This is a genomic window from Algoriphagus halophilus (genome assembly GCF_900129785.1).
In the GTDB taxonomy this organism is placed as follows: Bacteria; Bacteroidota; Bacteroidia; order Cytophagales; family Cyclobacteriaceae; genus Algoriphagus; species Algoriphagus halophilus.
On the sequence record NZ_FSRC01000001.1, the window covers coordinates 143,745 to 161,280 of the forward strand.

A 17,536-nucleotide genomic window follows, 5' to 3' on the forward strand; every position below is an offset into this window, starting at 1 on the left:
TTTAAATTTATTCTTTGAATTTATATAAATATACCGCAGACCTAACTAGAAATTTACTGTAATAAGAATTATACAAGTAATAAAATCTTAATAAAAAAATGAAAGAACAGCATAAAAACATAAATGGGATAATTAGTCCGATTAAGACATTGAATTTACCAAAATTACCGAATGAATTTGAAGAGACTTGATGTGAATTTAATCCAATACTTAGAATGGAATAGATAAAGGATAAATAAAAGGCAGTTGCGACATTTCTAGAAAAACTATATAAGTGTAACCAATTTAACAATGTTCTAACTGCTGAAGGCGATTTTCTAGAAACATACAAATAAGTCATCCAATAAACGTCTGTGTTTGGATTTAAAGGATCTAGTCTCAATTTTTTCTCAACAAATTCTTTATAGATCTCTATTGTTGAATCAGACATATCATGTCCCTTTCCTACTATATTTTTGAGTACTAATGTTAAGTAATTATAAATCTTTTGAGGTAATTCCCAAAAGGTAAAATGCTTGGTGTAACTAATACTTAAAATTAATCCAATAATAGAAATTAAATAACAAAAACAAATTAAACTATGCCAAATAATAGTGGTAGGTGAATACACAGAATAAGCTAAGCTTATGTAAATTCCAGACAATAGGTAAGATATAGATAATGAAACATTAATGAATATAAAATTTGATTTGACAGCATTTGATGCGACTGTGTTTTTAGATTCACCAATTAAAAATCTAGAAATAGGATAGTAATGGCCCTTTTTTATTAGAACCCGGTCAATATAAAAGCTTGAAATAATTGAGATGATATGTCCTAGTAAATAAACAGATATTAATGTAATTAAAATAAAAATCACAGCTTCAAAACTACTAAATGAATTCTGACTTCCATCAAAATTTGGAGGTCTAAATAATTCAAATAAGGTGTATATAGGATTGTGTTTGAAACCCATAGTTTTTTTTGCCCAAAAATCAAACACGTAAATTGTAACTAAAAAAATTGATCCTGGTATTAAGTATCCAAAAACATCATAAGAATTGAATGGAAAATATGATCTGTTATTTACCTCTTTATCATTACTCATATTTTTTCGTTATTTGATAGTCTTTATTTTTACTTTTTTACCTGTCGAATTTTCTTTGTTTTTTATTTTTGTTTCATCGGAAAGTGTGTATTCAAGGAGTTCTTCATTATTTATGAATTCTTGATAACTATTGTATTTTTTCATAAATGGGGTTTGATCCACCCATACTGAAAATTTTTTAATCCATCCATTTTTGTTAATTACTCCATTTTTTTCTAAAAAATTTAAATCAGTAATAGAAAAGTAATTATGCTCCCTTATCATATACTCTATATATTCAGGGTCAAATAAGAAAATTATTCCAACTTTTATTCCCTTATACTGTCCAAATTTCATTATTGAGTTTGATGATACTATAAAAGGATTTTTCATATATTTAATATTTTGATTTATTTCTTAATTATGATTGTTGTAAAAAAAAATAATAATTAAAAGTTGATATGTTTCGAATTTCATCTAAATACATTTTAATATAATCATTATTTAATATTTTGTAAAAACTTCTTGAAGCTTCAATGCCCATTCTCCAAGCCATTGAAAATATTCATTCCATATTTCAGTTTTACTCAAGTCTCCAGAAACAACCTTTTTGATTCTACTTGCCTTTTTTGTTGGTAAATCCATCCAATCCAAACCATCTATTATTGAATCAATTTCCAACTTATGGTCTTTAAATATTTGATACGTTTCTGGAGAATTAGGAATATAAATTTCACATCCCAATTCATTTTTTTGAGAATTGATGGTTAATGCAATATGACAATCCGACCTCCCAAAACTCAAATCGTACCAATGTTGTGGATAGGTTTTTCTTAACCTAAGCTTCCAATTCTTTTCCTGTGCATAAGATTTAAAACCATCCCAAAATTCTTGTTGAAGCAATTTTGTATCCGTAAACTCTGCTTTTTGAATGGATTGTTTGACTGCCTTGCTCCAATCATTCGGTTTAGAAATGATATGAAATTTAGGAGCAGCTAAAGATTCTCCTATTTTCCATAATTCCATTCGGATAGCAAAAAAATTAATATTTTCATCGGTGTGTTCATTTAGCCAATCAATGGCTTGACGATGTTCTTCTAACACATCCTTTACTATCCAAATAATAATTTCTGCCTCTAAACCAGATGCATAGGTAATCAGCTTACCCAAATGATCGTGATCTGTTTTTTCTAATTGATTTTCAATAATTACTTTTCTTCCTCCTACCTCTGCACTGTTGAAATCACCATCGCCTTTCAGGTAGCTCCATTCCAAGTCATTTACATCTATTTTGCCGTCCCCGCTGATATCGTGATCTAAAGTAAAGATCTTACCGTGCTTCTTAGTCTTTTTGGCATCGTAGTGGGGGGCAGACTCTTCAAACATAGATACTTGGTAGCTTGTCTTATAGAGTTTGCTATCTGCTGCATAGCTGGTGCTAATGAGTTTTTTGAGCCCAAATCTTTCGAAGTTCTGGGAAAAGAATTTGGTGAAGTTGCTCCACTCTGGATCATCACAAGGTAGGAGAATGGTTTTGTCTCGAAAAACATCTGGATTGAAATCGATATAGGCATTGATTTCTTTTTCGATATCATGGTATTGCGTGTAGAACTCGTCGTTTTTTGCTTTTTTAGCTGCAGTGAGATTTTTATTGGCCATTGATGGGTATGCTGGTAAACTCTTAGGTGTTTAAACAATTCCTTAAAGATATCATTTACCTTGAAAACGAAAAGCTCTTTTTTAGGGATGAATAGAAATTAATAGGGTAAGTATTAGTTAATTCACTATAATCCTTAGTTTTAAGAAATATTTTTACATACCTATATGAAGATTTTTTACTCACTGAGGGATTTTATAATCCATCCTGAAAAAGCCGCTTCTTTTCAGCCCATATCCTTTTCTGATTTTTTTGGACTTTTGTTGCTGGTTATCCTGTTCGTGGTTCCTTATGGACTCCTTTTTGAATGGATGGGAATGGATCAGTTTGAAAATGGCTTGATGGATTTGTTTAAGGAAAACAAATGGTTGTTTGCCGTTTTAGGAGTAGTAATCGCTCCGATTATAGAAGAACCCATTTTTAGGCTTCACTTGGATTTAAAGAAATCCTCCATTTGGTGGAGCTTGATACTATCACTTCTGCTTGCGAGCGTATTATGGTTTCCATTAATTTTTATTGGATATATGATCTATTTGCTCGTTTCGGTTAGTAATCATAATCCCCCTCCTCAAAGATTTGTGGTATATGTATCGGCTGCATTATTCGGTTTAATTCATATTACTAATTTCAAGAATTTTGATTTTAGCCAACACTTCTTTTACATTCCTTTTTTGGTAGCCATCCAAATTTGGGTGGGATTGGTATTAAGCTATATCCGGCTGAAACACGGCATGTTTTGGGCTATTTTGTTTCATGCAGTATACAATGCAGTGCTGATTATCCCGACGGTTTATTTCTATGAACCTTAAAGATGATTTCTGTTTGGATTAAAATAGTTTTTCTGGTATCCAGGATTATTAATCAACTTATTTATTCTGTGAGATTTATAATGTCGAGACAGATTCAAAGGATTTTAACTTTTTCATGGTAACATTCACAAATCAATGGGGCCTGAAAAGCACGATGATTTTTAGGTTTTGAGATAAATAAGAGAAATTTGATTCATTGCCCACGGTTTCAACCGTGGGTTGATGGTCAAACCGGGGCCTGAGAAAAACCATTTTAATGGTTTGAATTTTTGGTTTTTAAATTTTTGAAATGTCACATTCTATTCATAATGTATGGATTCATGCTATTTGGGCCACCAAGGAAAGAAGAAGATTAATTTCGCCTTCTATGGAAAAAGCAATTCATTCTTTTATATCAGATCAGTTCCGAGAACTGGGTTGTCCTGTTCGGATTATAAACGGAATGCCTGATCACGTTCACGCGTTATTTTTACTCAATCCCCAGAAATCAATTTCTGAAGTAATTAAGCAAATCAAAGGAAGCAGCTCTCATTTTATAAATCAAAAAGATTTGATCCCAGAGAAATTTGCATGGCAAACCGGTTATGCAGCATATTCTGTTTCAGCATCCATTATGGAGAGGGTTTATTTATACATTCGAAATCAGAAGAATCATCATCAAAAGATTTCGTTCCAGAAGGAATACGAAGAATTTTTAATAAAAAACGGTCTTGATCAGAGAGGCTGAAATGGCTGAAGCCATTCCTATGATCATGGGGATATCATACTAATCTTCGCCCCGGGTTAAAACCCAAGGCTATGTTTATGAAATTTATAGGTTAATTAGGGCTGATCTAATGCCCACGGTTTCAACCATGGGTTGATGGTCAAATTGGGACCTTGGATATTCATACCATCAATTCCATTTAAAAGAATTGAATATTCTATCGTTTGGTTTTGAATTTGAATATTTAATTTAAAAATTAAACCTTCGAGGTTTTCAAAACCTCAAAGGTTTGCTACGGGCCTAATCTAGATTCCAATCTGGTCGACCAATGGGAGACCTATCTGCCCACAGGCCTATCTTTTTTTAAAATTGCCGTTCGCTCTTTGAATCTCTCTTCTCTTAATCTCTTCCTCACACACCCCCACCTTCCTATTTGATCAATCCTAAAACTGATTAGAAACTTGTTTTTGTGACCACTGCCTACTGATCACCTACCTTCGGCAGGCAAGCTGATCATTACTTTTTCTTCAATTTCAGCACCGTAATCTCTGGCCAGATACCCACCCTTCCTGGGAAGGCTAAAAACCCAAAGCCACGGTTCACATGCAGGTAGCGTCCTAGCTCCTGATACAATCCGGCCCATTTGGGGTAGCGGTAGGAGGCAGGACTCCATTTGATAAAGCCGGGAATCTCGATTCCAAACTGCATCCCATGGGTATGCCCACTCAGGGTTAGATGGATCAGCTGAGAGAAATTCTTCACCTCCTCATCGAAATGGGAAGGGTCATGGCTCATCAGGATTTTAAAACTTTGTTCGCTGAGGTTGGAGACGGCTTTTCCCAGGTCTCCATATTGGGCGAATCCTTTGCCCCAGTTTTCCACGCCGATCAGATCGATGCTGGCTGTGGCTCCTTCGGCTCCGTTGCGTGCAGGTTTTTGGAGTTTGACGTTCTCATTCCGTAGGAGCTGAAATCCCAGTTCTTTTTGAATGTCTGCCAATCGGTTCAGATTTGCCTCTTTGGCTTCTTTACTAGGCCAGGACATGTAATCCCCATAATCATGGTTGCCCAGAATGGAGTACTTGCCCATGGGAGCTTGAAGCTTCTTAAAGGTATCCACCCAAGGTTCCATTTCACCAGCATGGTTATTGACCAAGTCGCCCGTAAATAAAATGACATCGGATTCCTGCTGGTTGATCAGGTCCACTCCGTATTCTAATTTCTTTTTATCATCAAAGCTGCCTGAGTGAATATCCGATATCTGAGTAATCGTGAATCCGTCAAACTCTTCAGGCAGGTCGTCAAATTCAAGCGTGTGGTTCATCACCCGATAGCGATATTTCCCTACCAATACCCCGTGCAGGATGCCCAAAAAAGGAATGGCGGAAAGAGCCAGCGCCGTTTGACTGATGAATTTCCGTCGGTCTGGCAAGAAGTCCCCCTCTCTAGTTCCGGTAACCGACTGAAAAGTACCCGTAAGAAAGCGGATGATATCTTCTCCAAACATTAAACCCAAAATGATCAACTTTGGGATCAGAGAAAGTACAAGTAGGGATACCATCCTGCCTAGGTTGATGTTATTATTGCTGCTTCGGTCGAAGAATAAAAAACCATACGTAACAAAGATGTAAACGGAGACAGAAAAGATCCAAAACAAGACCTTCACCCAAACTTGGTTAGGAAACACCGTTTTGAACGCTTGGAAGGAATACCAATCGATCAAAAAGAAAATGGCAAGGACGAGTGCAATTCTAATTATTAAAGGAAACACGTGGGTTAGTTTTAATAGGGTGTGTTGAAATGAGCTAAGTACGTTCCTTTTTTGGGGACCAAGGAATTGTAGTTAAATCATGATACGCAGGGGATTACCTTGCTGGTTGCGAAAATTTGCAATTATTTGAAGATAGAGCAAATTTACGTTCAAAGTAGATGGTAAATTGGTTCATTTATCTGCGAACACTTCCTTGCAATTTGGGATTGTCTTTTGAGCTTTCTTTGTCAACTGTCTACTGAAGTGAAAATTATAAATTGCTTCAAAATACCCCTTAATCCCCTTAACTGAAAGTACGGGGATTAAATTGGATTAGCTCTTTAAGGCCGAATTGTTTTCGTTTCAAATACTTCTGGGCCGGATTATAAGTTTTCTTTCCATTGATCAACTTCCTCTGGCTGGCAAGCTGACCACTTTCTACCGACCACTGACCATTGGTAAAACTACCTTTCCAATCATCTCTTTTAAATAATTTCTTCTTTTATTCGATTTGGCAATTTTCTTTTCCTTTTTTGTTTCTTTGTGGCGGATTTATTCCGCACCAAGCCTATTGAACTATGAGACAGTTACTCCTCAGACCCGGAGCAGAAGAATTAAATTATGAAATCCGGGGGATCGTTAAAAAAGCCCGGCAGATTGAAGCTTTGGGCTATCCCATGACTTGGGAAAATATCGGGGATCCCATTCAGAAAAGTAATCAAGTTCCAGAGTGGATGAAAGCCATTGTGGCTGATTTGGTTAAGGAGAATAAATCGTATGGATATGCCGATTCCAAAGGGGTATTGGAGACCCGAACCTATTTGGCGGATCTCAACAATGAAAAAGGAGGGACGACCATATCTGCCGAAGATATCTTGTTTTTTAATGGCTTGGGAGATGCCATTGCCAAGCTGTACCAATTCCTCATTCCAACTGCGAGGATCATTGGACCTTCACCAGCATATTCCACACATAGTTCAGCAGAGGCAGCACATGCCAATGCGGCTCCCATTACCTATAAATTAGATCCGGACAATCAGTGGTTGCCGGATATGGAGGACTTATATCTAAAAGTGAGGTATAATCCTTCCATTGTTGGGATTTTGATCATCAATCCGGATAATCCAACGGGTATGGTGTATCCAAAAGAGGTATTGGAAGCATTTGTGAAAATTGCAGATGAGTTTAATCTGCTTTTGATCACAGATGAGATTTATCAAAATATCACCTATAATGGAATCAAAGCAGTCTCTTTGGCGGAGGTAATTGGAGATCGGCCAGCTATTTCTTTGAAAGGGATCTCCAAGGAGTTTCCATGGCCTGGTTCAAGATGTGGTTGGATGGAATTTTATAATAGGGAGTCTTCCAAGGAATTTTCCAAGTTGTGTACCACCTTGGAGAATGCCAAAATGATTGAGGTATGTTCTACGATATTACCCCAATTGGCGATCCCGAAAATCATGTCTCATCCGGAATACTTTAAATATAGAGAGGATGCCAATACCCAGATTGGAAAGAGGAGTGATTGGATGTCTGAAATATTAGGTGATATACAAGGCATTAAATTTAACCCCACTCAAGGAGCTTTTTATAATACCATTGTCTTTGATGAGACCTTATTAACACCTCAGCAATACTTACCCATAGAAGATCCAAATTTAAAATCTTTGCTGGAAGGTTGGTTGACCGATCCGGATATGCCTCTAGATAAACGATTTGTGTATTATTTATTGGTAGCTGAACAAATCTGTGTGGTGCCGATTTCTTCTTTCTGTTCGGATTTACGAGGATTTCGAGTGACTTTGTTGGAGGAAAATGAGGAAGTATTTAAGGATACCTTTAGAAGACTGGGTAGAGCGATAGAGAGGTATTTAAAGTCATAATACTTAAATCAGAAATCTGAAAAGTCAGGAATAAGAAATTGTTTTTCAATTAAAGGTTTTCATACAAAGTGATCAGAATTCAGTGGAAGTGGTCAGTTTATCATTATCCTTTTATTGAGCCAAATTTGCTAGAGTTTAAAATCAAATAGTTGAATAGGTTGTCAACGTCTTCGGACTGTTTGATTAGCTCTTGGTGTTTTTTAGGTTGAATATATTCACTGGCTAGAGCAAAATCTAACCAAACACCGGTAGCTGTTTTCCATTTCTGCATTACTAAGTTTGAACAAAGGTGAAATAAGCTGCCCATGGACTAATTCCATGTGCTCTAAGGCGATCTTCCGTAAATTTTTCTACGGCATCGGACCAGAATACTGGTATTTTTTCAAGTGGCTCATCTCCAAATCGGTCAAGATCAACGTAGTGTATTACTGCTTTTCCTTCGACTGCGTACCTTCTACGATCTAGATTGACTTTTTTTAACTAATGGATTGAATATGAGGTTTATAAAATTGAATTAATTCGGGAGGCAGGGAATAAACAGCCATTCGATTGATTAAGGAATGAGCGAAAAAACCCCAGTTATTAGGAGGGAAATTATAGAGAAATGGATAATTCAGAAGGGAAAAGCGGAGCCTCATGATATAAAAATCTTAAAATTTTCCAGTGTTTAATCTTTTGAAAACACCTATATTTGTGCCTGAATAGGCGTTTTATCCAGTTTTTTCAATTGGTGGTAGCTTCTATTTACAGTAATCTGAGAAATAAATTGGCAGTGTAAATAATTTCTGATAACTTTGCACTCCAATTCGGAATAGGGGAACGTAAAGAATTTATTTATAATAACTAGATATGGCAAATCACAAATCAGCACTTAAGAGAATTCGTGCAAACGAAGCGAAGCGTTTGAGAAACAGATACCAAGCCAAAACGACTAGAACTTTCATCAAAAGATTGAAAGCTACTACTGATAAAGTTGAAGCAACTGAGCTTTATAAAAAAGTAGTTTCTATGTTGGATAAATTGGCGAAGAAGAATGTGATTCACAAAAACAACGCTAATAATAAGAAATCAAGATTAGCCAAGTTGGTTAACGCTCTTGGATAATCCATAAAGATTTATCTTTATAAAAAAACCCTGCTTGTCAGGGTTTTTTTATTGTCTTTAAGTTAGTATTTTTAGTTGAACTTTTTTATACGTTATTATGGAAAATTACTCCTCTATTAAAATTTCCCAACTAGCTGAAGCAGATCGACCCCGTGAGAAATTACTCCTCAAAGGAAAATCTGCCTTATCTGATGCCGAGTTGATTGCGATTTTAATAGGATCCGGAACACCTTCCATGAGTGCAGTAGATTTATCCAGACATATTTTATCCAAAGTCAATGATGACCTCTTTTCATTGGCTCGCTTGACTATTCAGGATCTCAAGAAGTTTAAAGGAATAGGGGAGGCAAAAGCCATTTCCATCATTGCTGCTCTTGAACTGGGAAGAAGGAGAAAGGACTCTGAACCCGTCCAGCGACCAAAGATCACTTGTTCTCAAGATATTTATGAATTGATGAAGCCTGATCTTCAGGATGAACAAATCGAGTATTTTTATTTAGTGTTGTTAAGTCGATCCAATCAAGTTTTAAAGAAGCATCTCATTTCTCAAGGAGGCACAGCAGGAACCGTGGTAGATACCAAATTGGTTTTTAAAGCGGCTTTGGAATACTTAGCTCAATCTATGATTCTGGTGCATAACCATCCCAGCGGGAACCTCAAACCCTCTGAACAAGACAAAAGATTGACGGAAAGATTGGTCAAAGTGGGAAGGGAAATGGATTTGCCCGTATTGGATCATGTTATTTTTACAGATGTTGGCTACTTTAGCTTCGCCGATGAAGGAATGATTTAAAAGGATGAAGTCTTGCATGCTGAAACAGTCTCCCTCTTGGGATGGTTAAAAGGCATGCGGCAATTCCAAAGCAAATTGCAAGGACATCTTTGGGTAGACCGAATTAAACACATGAAACCAAAAAATATTTTATTCTTATTTGTAGCTGCGGTGATTGTGGCAGCGATCGCTTATACCTTGACGGGAACAGAAAGTCCTGAAGCGTACATTGAAAAAATAGAAGCCGAGCGGGAGCGACAATTTAAATTCATCCGTTTCAATATCGACTCTCCCTTGACAGAGGAGCAGAAGCGGAATTTTAACGAATTGAATTTTTATCCCATCGATCCGACTTATAAGGTGAAAGCCTTGATGGTTCCCATAGAAAACAAAAAGGTTCGTGAAGTGCCTTTAACCGATGGTTCAATGGAGCGATACATTGAGCATTCCTATGCGGAATTTGAATTGGCAGGGAAATCTCAAAAACTGTTGCTTTTACAATCCATGGATGAGCCGGATAAGCGAAACTTCTTTTTGGCATTTGCCGATGAAACCAGTGGTATTGAGACTTATGGAGGAGGACGATACATCAATGCCAGACAAGATGGGAAAAGTAGTATCACCTTGGATTTTAACTTGGCATACAATCCCTATTGTGCCTATAATCCGGATTATGCCTGTCCGATTCCTCCAAAAGAGAACATCCTGGAAATTCCAATTCCTGTTGGCGAGAAAAATTACGATAAATAGCCTTTTTGCCTACCGCAATTCTCTTAAATTTGTACCATATTCTAATCAATTTGGGGTTTTCGAACCCTTTTTGTTTATCCATGCGAATCTTTGATTCGTTAGCAATTGCTTTAAATCAATGAAAATTTCAATAAATAGACTCAAGCATTACCTAAACCTAACAGAAAGCCCGGAAGAAATTTCGGCTTTGTTGACAAGGTCAGGGCTTGAGGTAGAAGGACTGGAAGAATTTGAGTCCATCAAAGGAGCTTTAGAAGGTGTTGTGATCGGAGAAGTTCTTACTTGTGAAAAGCATCCCGATGCGGACAAACTGAGCTTGACTACGGTGGATATAGGGGAAGGTAATCCGGTTCAAATCGTATGTGGAGCACCCAATGTGGCTCAAGGTCAAAAAGTGCTCGTAGCCAAAGTAGGTGCCACCATTTATCCTACATCAGGGGATCCATTGACCTTAAGAAAGGCGAAAATCCGTGGACAGGTTTCTGAAGGAATGATTTGTGCAGAAGATGAATTGGGAATTGGTACCAGTCATGCTGGCATCATGGTGTTGCAGACTGAATTGGCAAACGGAACTCCAGCTTCTGAATACTTGGAAATCTCCCAAGATCAAGTGCTTGAAATTGGGCTGACACCAAATAGAGCTGATGCAGCTTCCCATTTAGGGGTGGCAAGAGATCTTCAGGCTTTGTTGGGACAGAAAATCCAGCTTCCAGAAGAGCCTGAGCTAACTGTAGAAGCTTCTGGTCCGAAGATTTCGGTTAAAGTAGAAAACTATGAAGATTGCCCTCGCTATGCGGGAGTGGTAATTACAGATTTAAAAGTGGAGCCATCTCCACAATGGCTTCAGGATTTCCTGAAATCCCTTGATTTGGAACCTATCAATAACGTAGTGGATATCACCAATTTCATCTTGCATGATTTAGGTCAACCGCTACATGCATTTGATGCGGAGAAAATTGATCAGGGTGAAATCATCGTAGGCAAACTTCCTAAAGACACCAAGTTTACCACTTTGGATGAGAAAGAGCGCAAGCTTTCTGGAGAGGAGTTGATGATCAAGGATCCGAAAGGGGGATTATGTATTGCAGGGATTTTTGGAGGAGAAGGTTCAGGGGTTTCTGACGCAACTACTTCTATTTTCTTGGAATCTGCCTATTTCTCTCCCGATGTGGTTCGAAAAGGAAGCCAGTACCACGGCTTGAAGACGGATGCTTCTTTCAGGTTTGAAAGAGGAACAGATCCAAACATGCCGGTTTTTGCATTGAAGCAGGCAGTAAAACTACTTCAGGAATTAGCAGGAGGGAAAGTAGCTTCTGAGATCATTGATCTTTACCCTAATCCAATTCAGGATTTTGTAATTGAGGTGGAGTATGGACATGTCAATCGTTTGATCGGTAAGAAGATTGAACCATCTGAAGTAAAGTCTATTTTGGAAAGCTTGGAAATCAAAGTGGAAAATGAAACAGAGACCGGTTTTACGGCGATAGCAAAGCCTTACCGTGTAGACGTGACGCGTGAAGCAGATATCATTGAAGAAATCTTAAGGATTCATGGATTCCATCAGGTGTTGCTTTCCGAAAATTTAAAAACTGAATATTTGGCTGAGCATCCTGTCAAGGATCTGAATAAACTTCAATACCGAATGACCGAGATTCTCTCTGCTCATGGGTATTTTGAAATGATTACCAATAGTTTGACGAAACCAGGCTATGCGGAGAAGTCAGGCTTTTTGGATGCTTCCAAAAGTGTGGAAATCTATAACAAGTTAAGTGAGGATTTAGGGGTAATGAGACAAACCTTGCTCTTTACTGGCTTGGAAGTCTTGGCTAGAAATATCAATAGAAGACAGACCGATTTAAAGACTTTTGAATTTGGAACGGTTTACCAAAAAACAGAAGAAGGATATCAGGAAGGAAGGAAATTATCCATCTTCCTATCTGGCAATAGATCCTCAGAAAGTTGGTTGGAGCCCACCAAGCCATTTGGCTTTTCAGATCTTTATTCCACAGTAGAGAAAATCCTTGAAAAACTGAATATCAGCGTTGGTGATGTTTCCATGGTGGAATCTGCTCCTTATGCTTATGGACTGAAATTAATGTTAGGGCAAAAGGAAATTGGTACCATTGGACTATTGGATGACAAAATTCTTAAGCTGGCGGAGGTAAGGCAGGAAGTGTTCTTTGCTGAGTTGGATTGGGACTTGTTGTGCAAGAAAGCAAGTGGTCTCAAAAAGTACCAAGAGATCTCCAAATTCCCGGAAGTGCGAAGAGACTTATCCCTGGTAATAGATAAATCGATAACCTTTGATCAAGTAAAATCCGTAGGAATTAAGTTCGGAGGAAAATTATTAAGAAGAATTGGCGTTTTTGATGTGTACCAAGGTGATAAAATCGATGCGGGTAAAAAGGCATACGCATTGAGTTTTCATCTACAAGATCAGGAAAATACCCTGACCGATAAGGTAATTGATAAAACAATGAGTAACTTGATTCAAGCCTTTGAAAAAGAAGTAGGTGCATTGATCCGTACTTAGAAAATGATCCACGACGAACTGCAAAAATTAGAAAAACTGGTGCATCAAGCCAGTAAGAAATTGATTCATTTAACTGAAGAAAATGAGCAATTGAGGTCAAAAATGACCGAAATGGAGTCCGAATTGAGTCAAAAAGAGCAGGAAATCGAATATTTTAAAAATAAAATTAAAATTAGTAACATTGTGGATAGCCGACCGGTGAATTCAGGAGATTCCACCGAAATGAGTGAATTAATCAATAATTATATACAAGAAATCGATCATTTAATCGCCTACTTATCCGAGTGATATGGAGACACTTGCCATAAAAGTAAAAATTGGGGATAGAGAATATCCTATGCGCGTCAAAATCGAGGATGAAGCTAAGATTAGGCATGCAGGCAAGTTGATTAATGAGAAATTGAAAAGGTACAAGGAGGAGTTTGGATTGGATGATAATCAGGATTTGCTAGCCATGGTAGCTTTTGACTGTATGGTAGAGTCATTGGAAACCAATGAAGTAAATGCAGAAGATAGTGAACATATACGCACGAGCTTGTCCCATTTGAATGCTTTGCTGACCAAAGCCTTGTAATTAGTTGTTGCCCACTTATTTCAGGAATTTTTAGATTCTCCGCAGGTGAATTTCATATATAAATAACCTATGGGAGATATATTATACATAATCCTAGCCGCCCTGGTAGGGCTTGGTGCAGGAGCCGCGATAGCGGGTTTATTGATTAAAAATAAAAACCAAAAACTCGAAGAGGAGACCAAAGAGCGGATTAAATCCATGCTCAGAGAGGCAGAAATCAATGCAGAATCCATTAAGAAAGACCGCATTCTTGAAGCCAAAGAAAAGTATTTGAAGCTCAAATCTGAATTTGATGAAGAGGTAAATACGAAGAAGAATATTATCATTACCAATGAGAATAAGGTCAAGCAGAGAGAACAACATGTATCCAAGGAGCTGGAGCAATTAAAGAGAAAAGAAGCTGAACTGGATAGTCAAAAAGAGAATTTGAGTGCTCAGCTACATGCGGTGAAAGTGAAGAAAGAGGAGCTTGAAATAGTAACTAATCAACGAATCGCAGATTTGGAAAAAGTAGCCGCTTTGACCCGTGAGGAAGCTCGAGAGCAACTGGTAACTATGCTGACCGAAGAGGCTCAGACCAAGGCATCTTCTCAGATCAAGGATATCCTGGATGAGGCGAAATTGTCAGCTACCAAGCAAGCCAAAAAGATTGTTTTGGATACCATCCAAAGAACTGCTACCGAACATGCAGTAGAAAACTGTGTGTCTGTTTTCAATATCGAAAGCGATGATATCAAAGGTAAAATCATCGGTAGAGAAGGTAGAAATATCCGTGCATTGGAATCTGCTACAGGAGTAGAAATTGTTGTGGACGATACTCCAGAAGCGATCATTATTTCGGGCTTTGATCCGGTTAGAAGAGAGGTAGCGAGATTGTCTCTTCATAGATTGGTTCAGGATGGAAGAATCCACCCAGCAAGGATTGAAGAGGTCGTTGCTAAGACCGAGAAGAACATCGAGGAAGAAATTGTAGAAATCGGAGAAAGAACGTGTATCGATCTTGGAGTGCATGGTCTTCACCCTGAGTTGATCAAAATGGTCGGAAGAATGAGATTCCGTTCCTCTTATGGGCAGAACCTGCTTCAGCACTCTAGAGAAGTGGCGAAGTTATCTGCTACGATGGCAGCTGAAATGGGACTCAATGCCAAGCTGGCCAAACGAGCAGGTTTACTTCATGATATTGGTAAAGTTTGGCCTGAGGAGCAAGAACTTCCTCACGCAGTTTTGGGGATGGAAATTGCCAAGAGATACAAGGAACATCCTGAGGTTTGCAATGCGATAGGTGCACACCACGATGAGATTGAAATGACTTCCATGATCTCTCCAATCGTTCAAGCTTCGGATGCTATTTCTGGTGCAAGACCTGGAGCAAGACGTGAAGTAATGGATAGTTACATCAAGCGTCTGAAAGATTTGGAAGAGCTTGCCTTAAGTTTTGACGGAGTAAATAAATGTTTTGCAATGCAGGCAGGAAGAGAACTTCGCGTGTTGGTTGATGCCGACAATGTGGATGATTCTACAGCAGGTAAGCTGTCATTTGATATTTCGCAAAAGATAGAGAAGGAAATGCAATACCCTGGACAGATAAAAATTACTGTGATCAGAGAAATGAGAGCAGTGAATTACGCGAGGTAATAACTGTTGCTAATAAATAATATGGCAGTTACCTTTGGGTATCTGCCATTTTTTTTTAAAAACTATGATTGGCTATAAGTTAAGTAGTACGATTCGTTTTTTTGAGGATTTAAGAACAAGCTTTTTTAAACGCAAGTTGGAAGCATCTGATCTTTTTATCCTGGAAAGTAAATTTCCTTATTATTCAAGGCTTTCGACGGTCCACAAAAAGGAGTTTTGTGAAAAGTTAGAGGTGGTACTTACCACCAAAGAATTTATTGGCAGGGGAGGTATTCATATGGTCAGTCAGGAAATGGAGCTGTTGATTGGAGCTACTATAGTCATGGTGACTTTTGGCTGGAAGAAGATTAGACTACCTCAGTTCAAAAGAATATTAATTTATCCCAATGTGTATTATAGCTCGATTTCCAAGAGTTATCACAAAGGAGAGGTGAATCCTAAATTGGGTGTTATTGTCGTTTCTTGGAGTAGTTTCCTTGAAGGTATGGCTGACGAAAAGGATGGGGTGAATTTAGGGATCCATGAAATCGCCCATGCCTTGAAACTGGAGAATTTGATCAAAAGTAATGGGGAAAGTGACTTTTTTAATCCCGAGACCTATCGTGAATATTCCCGACTAGCTGAAAAAGAGCTGGAAATCCTTTCTCATGATTCTGCCTCATTCTTCAGGAAGGAGGGAGGAATTAATGAACATGAATTCTTTGCGGTAGCCGTAGAGAATTTCTTTGAAAGACCTCATGAGTTTTTTGCCTATAACCCGGATTTATATGGCTCCATTGTTCGCTTGTTGAGACAAGACCCCCGGGTTTGGATTACGAAGTAAGTAGCGCTTCAGATTCCTGTATTACAAGTTCTGGTAAGCCCTTCAATTCATTGAGATTCTGCCCCCAGAAGTCTTCGTAAGAAAGTAGTTTTGCAATGGCCTGTTCGGTGGAAGGAAGTTCCCAGGCAGACTTGAATGACTCTAAAATGCTGGGATCATCTTTCAATGGAATTGTTTCTCCATCTAAGGTTTTTCCTCTGTAAAACACCAACAACGCAGCAAGAGATTTTACGAGCATCGGAGGCCAGGTTTTGTGCTTATTATAATATTCCAATAGAGAAGGGAGTACTCTGACTTTAAATTTTGAGATGGAATTTAAGGCGATTGAAATAAGCTCATGGTGAATAAAAGGATTTGCAAATCGTTCCAATACATCATTGGCAAATTGCTCTAATTCCTCTTGAGGCATGTCCAGGGAAGGAATGATTTCATTGAATATCACCTCTTTCATGAATTGACCCATTACCGGATCTTCTACTGCCTCACGTACCGTCCTGATTCCCGATAGGTATGCAAAGGGAACCATAGAGGTGTGACCACCATTTAAGATCCTGACTTTTCTGGTTCGGTAAGGAGTCAAATCCTTGACAAATTTCACATCGAGACCAGCCAAGTGTAAGGGGAATTCCTGTTTTACCTGATCAGGGCCTTCAATTACCCAAAGATGAAATGGCTCTGCCATTACGGTAAGTTGATCTTCAAACCCTGTTTTATCCTGGAGCTCTTTAATGGCGTCTTTCGGAAAGCCTGGCACAATTCTATCCACCAGAGTATTACAAAAAATGCAAGAAGAAAATAGCCATTCCGTAAAATCATTTGGAAGCTTCCAAAGTGTCGCATACCGATCGATGCATTCTTTTAGACTGCCGCCATTGTTCTCTATTAGTTCACAAGGAATAAAAATCAGCCCCTTATTTGGGTCTCCTTTGAAGTGTTCAAATCGGTGGTATAACAGCGCAGCAACCTTGGCAGGAAAAGAGTCAGGAATTCTGCTAGGGTCTACATCTGAAGGATCGAACTGGATTCCTGCCTCCGTAGTATTTGAAATGACAAAACGTAAATCAGGGTTTTCTCCCAATTGGAGGTAGGATTTATAATCCTCATTCGGATTACTGATTCCAGAGATAGAGGTGATTAATTTTACTTCATCTACTTTTTTTCCATCTTTCAATCCGCGAATAACCACATGAAACAAACAGTCTTGGGCAATCATTTTGGGATCAGCCACCGGAGAATGTACCTGAACTACCTGAATGTTTCCGTCAAAAACTCCTTTCTCATTTGCCTCATCTACCATGAAATCTGTAAACCCCCTGAGAAAATTTCCATTTCCGTACTGGAGGATTTTAACTGGTCTTTCTGTGGTATTGATTTCTGATTTTGAAAGTTGTTTCATTGTCTTTGATGTGTTTCAGAGAAGTGGAAAAATTTGTATAAGCTAAGTTATGAATAGGGCTTTATTGTTCTGTCCTGCA

At 38.1% G+C, this 17,536-nt stretch carries 16 protein-coding genes; 11 read left to right on the plus strand and 5 right to left on the minus strand.

Annotation, left to right across the window (positions count from 1 at the left end):
• Positions 1-7 precede the first annotated feature (7 nt).
• From BUR11_RS00685 to BUR11_RS20905, 3 genes are all read right to left on the minus strand, one after another.
• Positions 8-1,087, minus strand: a complete 1,080-nt coding sequence (locus BUR11_RS00685) for a hypothetical protein (RefSeq protein WP_143185782.1) — start codon at positions 1,085-1,087, stop codon at positions 8-10.
• Between the two features lie 9 nt (positions 1,088-1,096).
• Positions 1,097-1,459: a hypothetical protein gene (locus tag BUR11_RS00690; RefSeq protein WP_143185784.1), complete on the minus strand. Its 363-nt coding sequence runs from the start codon at positions 1,457-1,459 to the stop codon at positions 1,097-1,099.
• Positions 1,460-1,570: 111 nt separating this feature from the next.
• On the minus strand, positions 1,571-2,725 hold the full coding sequence (locus BUR11_RS20905; RefSeq protein WP_084560825.1) for a DUF4268 domain-containing protein: 1,155 nt from the start codon (positions 2,723-2,725) through the stop codon (positions 1,571-1,573).
• A gap of 165 nt (positions 2,726-2,890) precedes the next feature.
• On the opposite strand from BUR11_RS20905, the gene BUR11_RS00705 reads away from it, so the two are divergent.
• Both BUR11_RS00705 and tnpA read left to right on the plus strand, forming a co-directional pair.
• On the plus strand, positions 2,891-3,532 hold the full coding sequence (locus BUR11_RS00705) for a CPBP family intramembrane glutamic endopeptidase (protein WP_074222934.1): 642 nt from the start codon (positions 2,891-2,893) through the stop codon (positions 3,530-3,532).
• A gap of 289 nt (positions 3,533-3,821) precedes the next feature.
• A complete protein-coding gene (gene tnpA, locus BUR11_RS00710; protein WP_074222935.1) occupies positions 3,822-4,259 on the plus strand; it encodes an IS200/IS605 family transposase in 438 nt (145 codons plus the stop codon).
• A gap of 495 nt (positions 4,260-4,754) precedes the next feature.
• Here the strand turns inward: tnpA and BUR11_RS00715 are convergent, their stop codons facing one another.
• Positions 4,755-6,008, minus strand: a complete 1,254-nt coding sequence (locus tag BUR11_RS00715) for a metallophosphoesterase (RefSeq protein WP_234982036.1) — start codon at positions 6,006-6,008, stop codon at positions 4,755-4,757.
• Between the two features lie 557 nt (positions 6,009-6,565).
• On the opposite strand from BUR11_RS00715, the gene BUR11_RS00720 reads away from it, so the two are divergent.
• From BUR11_RS00720 to BUR11_RS00760, 9 genes are all read left to right on the plus strand, one after another.
• The gene (locus BUR11_RS00720) at positions 6,566-7,870 is read left to right on the plus strand and encodes a pyridoxal phosphate-dependent aminotransferase (protein ID WP_074222936.1); all 1,305 of its coding nucleotides are present in this window, start codon (positions 6,566-6,568) and stop codon (positions 7,868-7,870) included.
• An 849-nt stretch (positions 7,871-8,719) separates the two neighbouring features.
• Entirely contained in the window at positions 8,720-8,974 is a 255-nt protein-coding gene (rpsT, locus tag BUR11_RS00725; protein WP_074222937.1) for a 30S ribosomal protein S20, read from the plus strand.
• A gap of 97 nt (positions 8,975-9,071) precedes the next feature.
• Positions 9,072-9,767 (plus strand): RadC family protein, encoded by a 696-nt coding sequence (radC, locus tag BUR11_RS00730; protein WP_074222938.1) that lies wholly within the window; start codon positions 9,072-9,074, stop codon positions 9,765-9,767.
• Positions 9,768-9,878: 111 nt separating this feature from the next.
• Positions 9,879-10,496, plus strand: a complete 618-nt coding sequence (locus BUR11_RS00735; protein WP_074225038.1) for a DUF1684 domain-containing protein — start codon at positions 9,879-9,881, stop codon at positions 10,494-10,496.
• Positions 10,497-10,614: 118 nt separating this feature from the next.
• Positions 10,615-13,029 carry a phenylalanine--tRNA ligase subunit beta gene (pheT, locus tag BUR11_RS00740; RefSeq protein ID WP_074222939.1) on the plus strand — a complete coding sequence of 805 codons (2,415 nt, stop codon included), beginning with the start codon at positions 10,615-10,617 and terminating at the stop codon, positions 13,027-13,029.
• Between the two features lie 3 nt (positions 13,030-13,032).
• Positions 13,033-13,317 carry a hypothetical protein gene (locus BUR11_RS00745; RefSeq protein ID WP_074222940.1) on the plus strand — a complete coding sequence of 95 codons (285 nt, stop codon included), beginning with the start codon at positions 13,033-13,035 and terminating at the stop codon, positions 13,315-13,317.
• Position 13,318: 1 nt separating this feature from the next.
• A complete protein-coding gene (locus BUR11_RS00750) occupies positions 13,319-13,603 on the plus strand; it encodes a cell division protein ZapA (protein ID WP_074222941.1) in 285 nt (94 codons plus the stop codon).
• Between the two features lie 69 nt (positions 13,604-13,672).
• A complete protein-coding gene (gene rny / locus BUR11_RS00755; RefSeq protein WP_074222942.1) occupies positions 13,673-15,238 on the plus strand; it encodes a ribonuclease Y in 1,566 nt (521 codons plus the stop codon).
• A gap of 64 nt (positions 15,239-15,302) precedes the next feature.
• Entirely contained in the window at positions 15,303-16,061 is a 759-nt protein-coding gene (locus BUR11_RS00760) for a zinc-dependent peptidase (protein ID WP_074222943.1), read from the plus strand.
• On the opposite strand, the gene BUR11_RS00765 is transcribed toward BUR11_RS00760, so the two are convergent.
• Positions 16,051-17,457 (minus strand): tagaturonate reductase, encoded by a 1,407-nt coding sequence (locus BUR11_RS00765; RefSeq protein ID WP_074222944.1) that lies wholly within the window; start codon positions 17,455-17,457, stop codon positions 16,051-16,053. The genes BUR11_RS00760 and BUR11_RS00765 overlap by 11 nt on opposite strands.
• Positions 17,458-17,536: the final 79 nt, after the last annotated feature.

Bases quoted from the DNA above. Each gene is read 5' to 3' on its own strand.
- BUR11_RS00685 (WP_143185782.1), bottom strand. From the start codon at position 1,087: ATGAGTAATGATAAAGAGGTAAATAACAGATCATATTTTCCATTCAAT.
- BUR11_RS00690 (WP_143185784.1), bottom strand. From the start codon at position 1,459: ATGAAAAATCCTTTTATAGTATCATCAAACTCAATAATGAAATTTGGA.
- BUR11_RS20905 (WP_084560825.1), bottom strand. From the start codon at position 2,725: ATGGCCAATAAAAATCTCACTGCAGCTAAAAAAGCAAAAAACGACGAG.
- BUR11_RS00705 (WP_074222934.1), top strand. From the start codon at position 2,891: ATGAAGATTTTTTACTCACTGAGGGATTTTATAATCCATCCTGAAAAA.
- tnpA (WP_074222935.1), top strand. From the start codon at position 3,822: ATGTCACATTCTATTCATAATGTATGGATTCATGCTATTTGGGCCACC.
- BUR11_RS00720 (WP_074222936.1), top strand. From the start codon at position 6,566: ATGAGACAGTTACTCCTCAGACCCGGAGCAGAAGAATTAAATTATGAA.
- rpsT (WP_074222937.1), top strand. From the start codon at position 8,720: ATGGCAAATCACAAATCAGCACTTAAGAGAATTCGTGCAAACGAAGCG.
- radC (WP_074222938.1), top strand. From the start codon at position 9,072: ATGGAAAATTACTCCTCTATTAAAATTTCCCAACTAGCTGAAGCAGAT.
- BUR11_RS00735 (WP_074225038.1), top strand. From the start codon at position 9,879: ATGAAACCAAAAAATATTTTATTCTTATTTGTAGCTGCGGTGATTGTG.
- pheT (WP_074222939.1), top strand. From the start codon at position 10,615: ATGAAAATTTCAATAAATAGACTCAAGCATTACCTAAACCTAACAGAA.
- BUR11_RS00745 (WP_074222940.1), top strand. From the start codon at position 13,033: ATGATCCACGACGAACTGCAAAAATTAGAAAAACTGGTGCATCAAGCC.
- BUR11_RS00750 (WP_074222941.1), top strand. From the start codon at position 13,319: ATGGAGACACTTGCCATAAAAGTAAAAATTGGGGATAGAGAATATCCT.
- rny (WP_074222942.1), top strand. From the start codon at position 13,673: ATGGGAGATATATTATACATAATCCTAGCCGCCCTGGTAGGGCTTGGT.
- BUR11_RS00760 (WP_074222943.1), top strand. From the start codon at position 15,303: ATGATTGGCTATAAGTTAAGTAGTACGATTCGTTTTTTTGAGGATTTA.
- BUR11_RS00765 (WP_074222944.1), bottom strand. From the start codon at position 17,457: ATGAAACAACTTTCAAAATCAGAAATCAATACCACAGAAAGACCAGTT.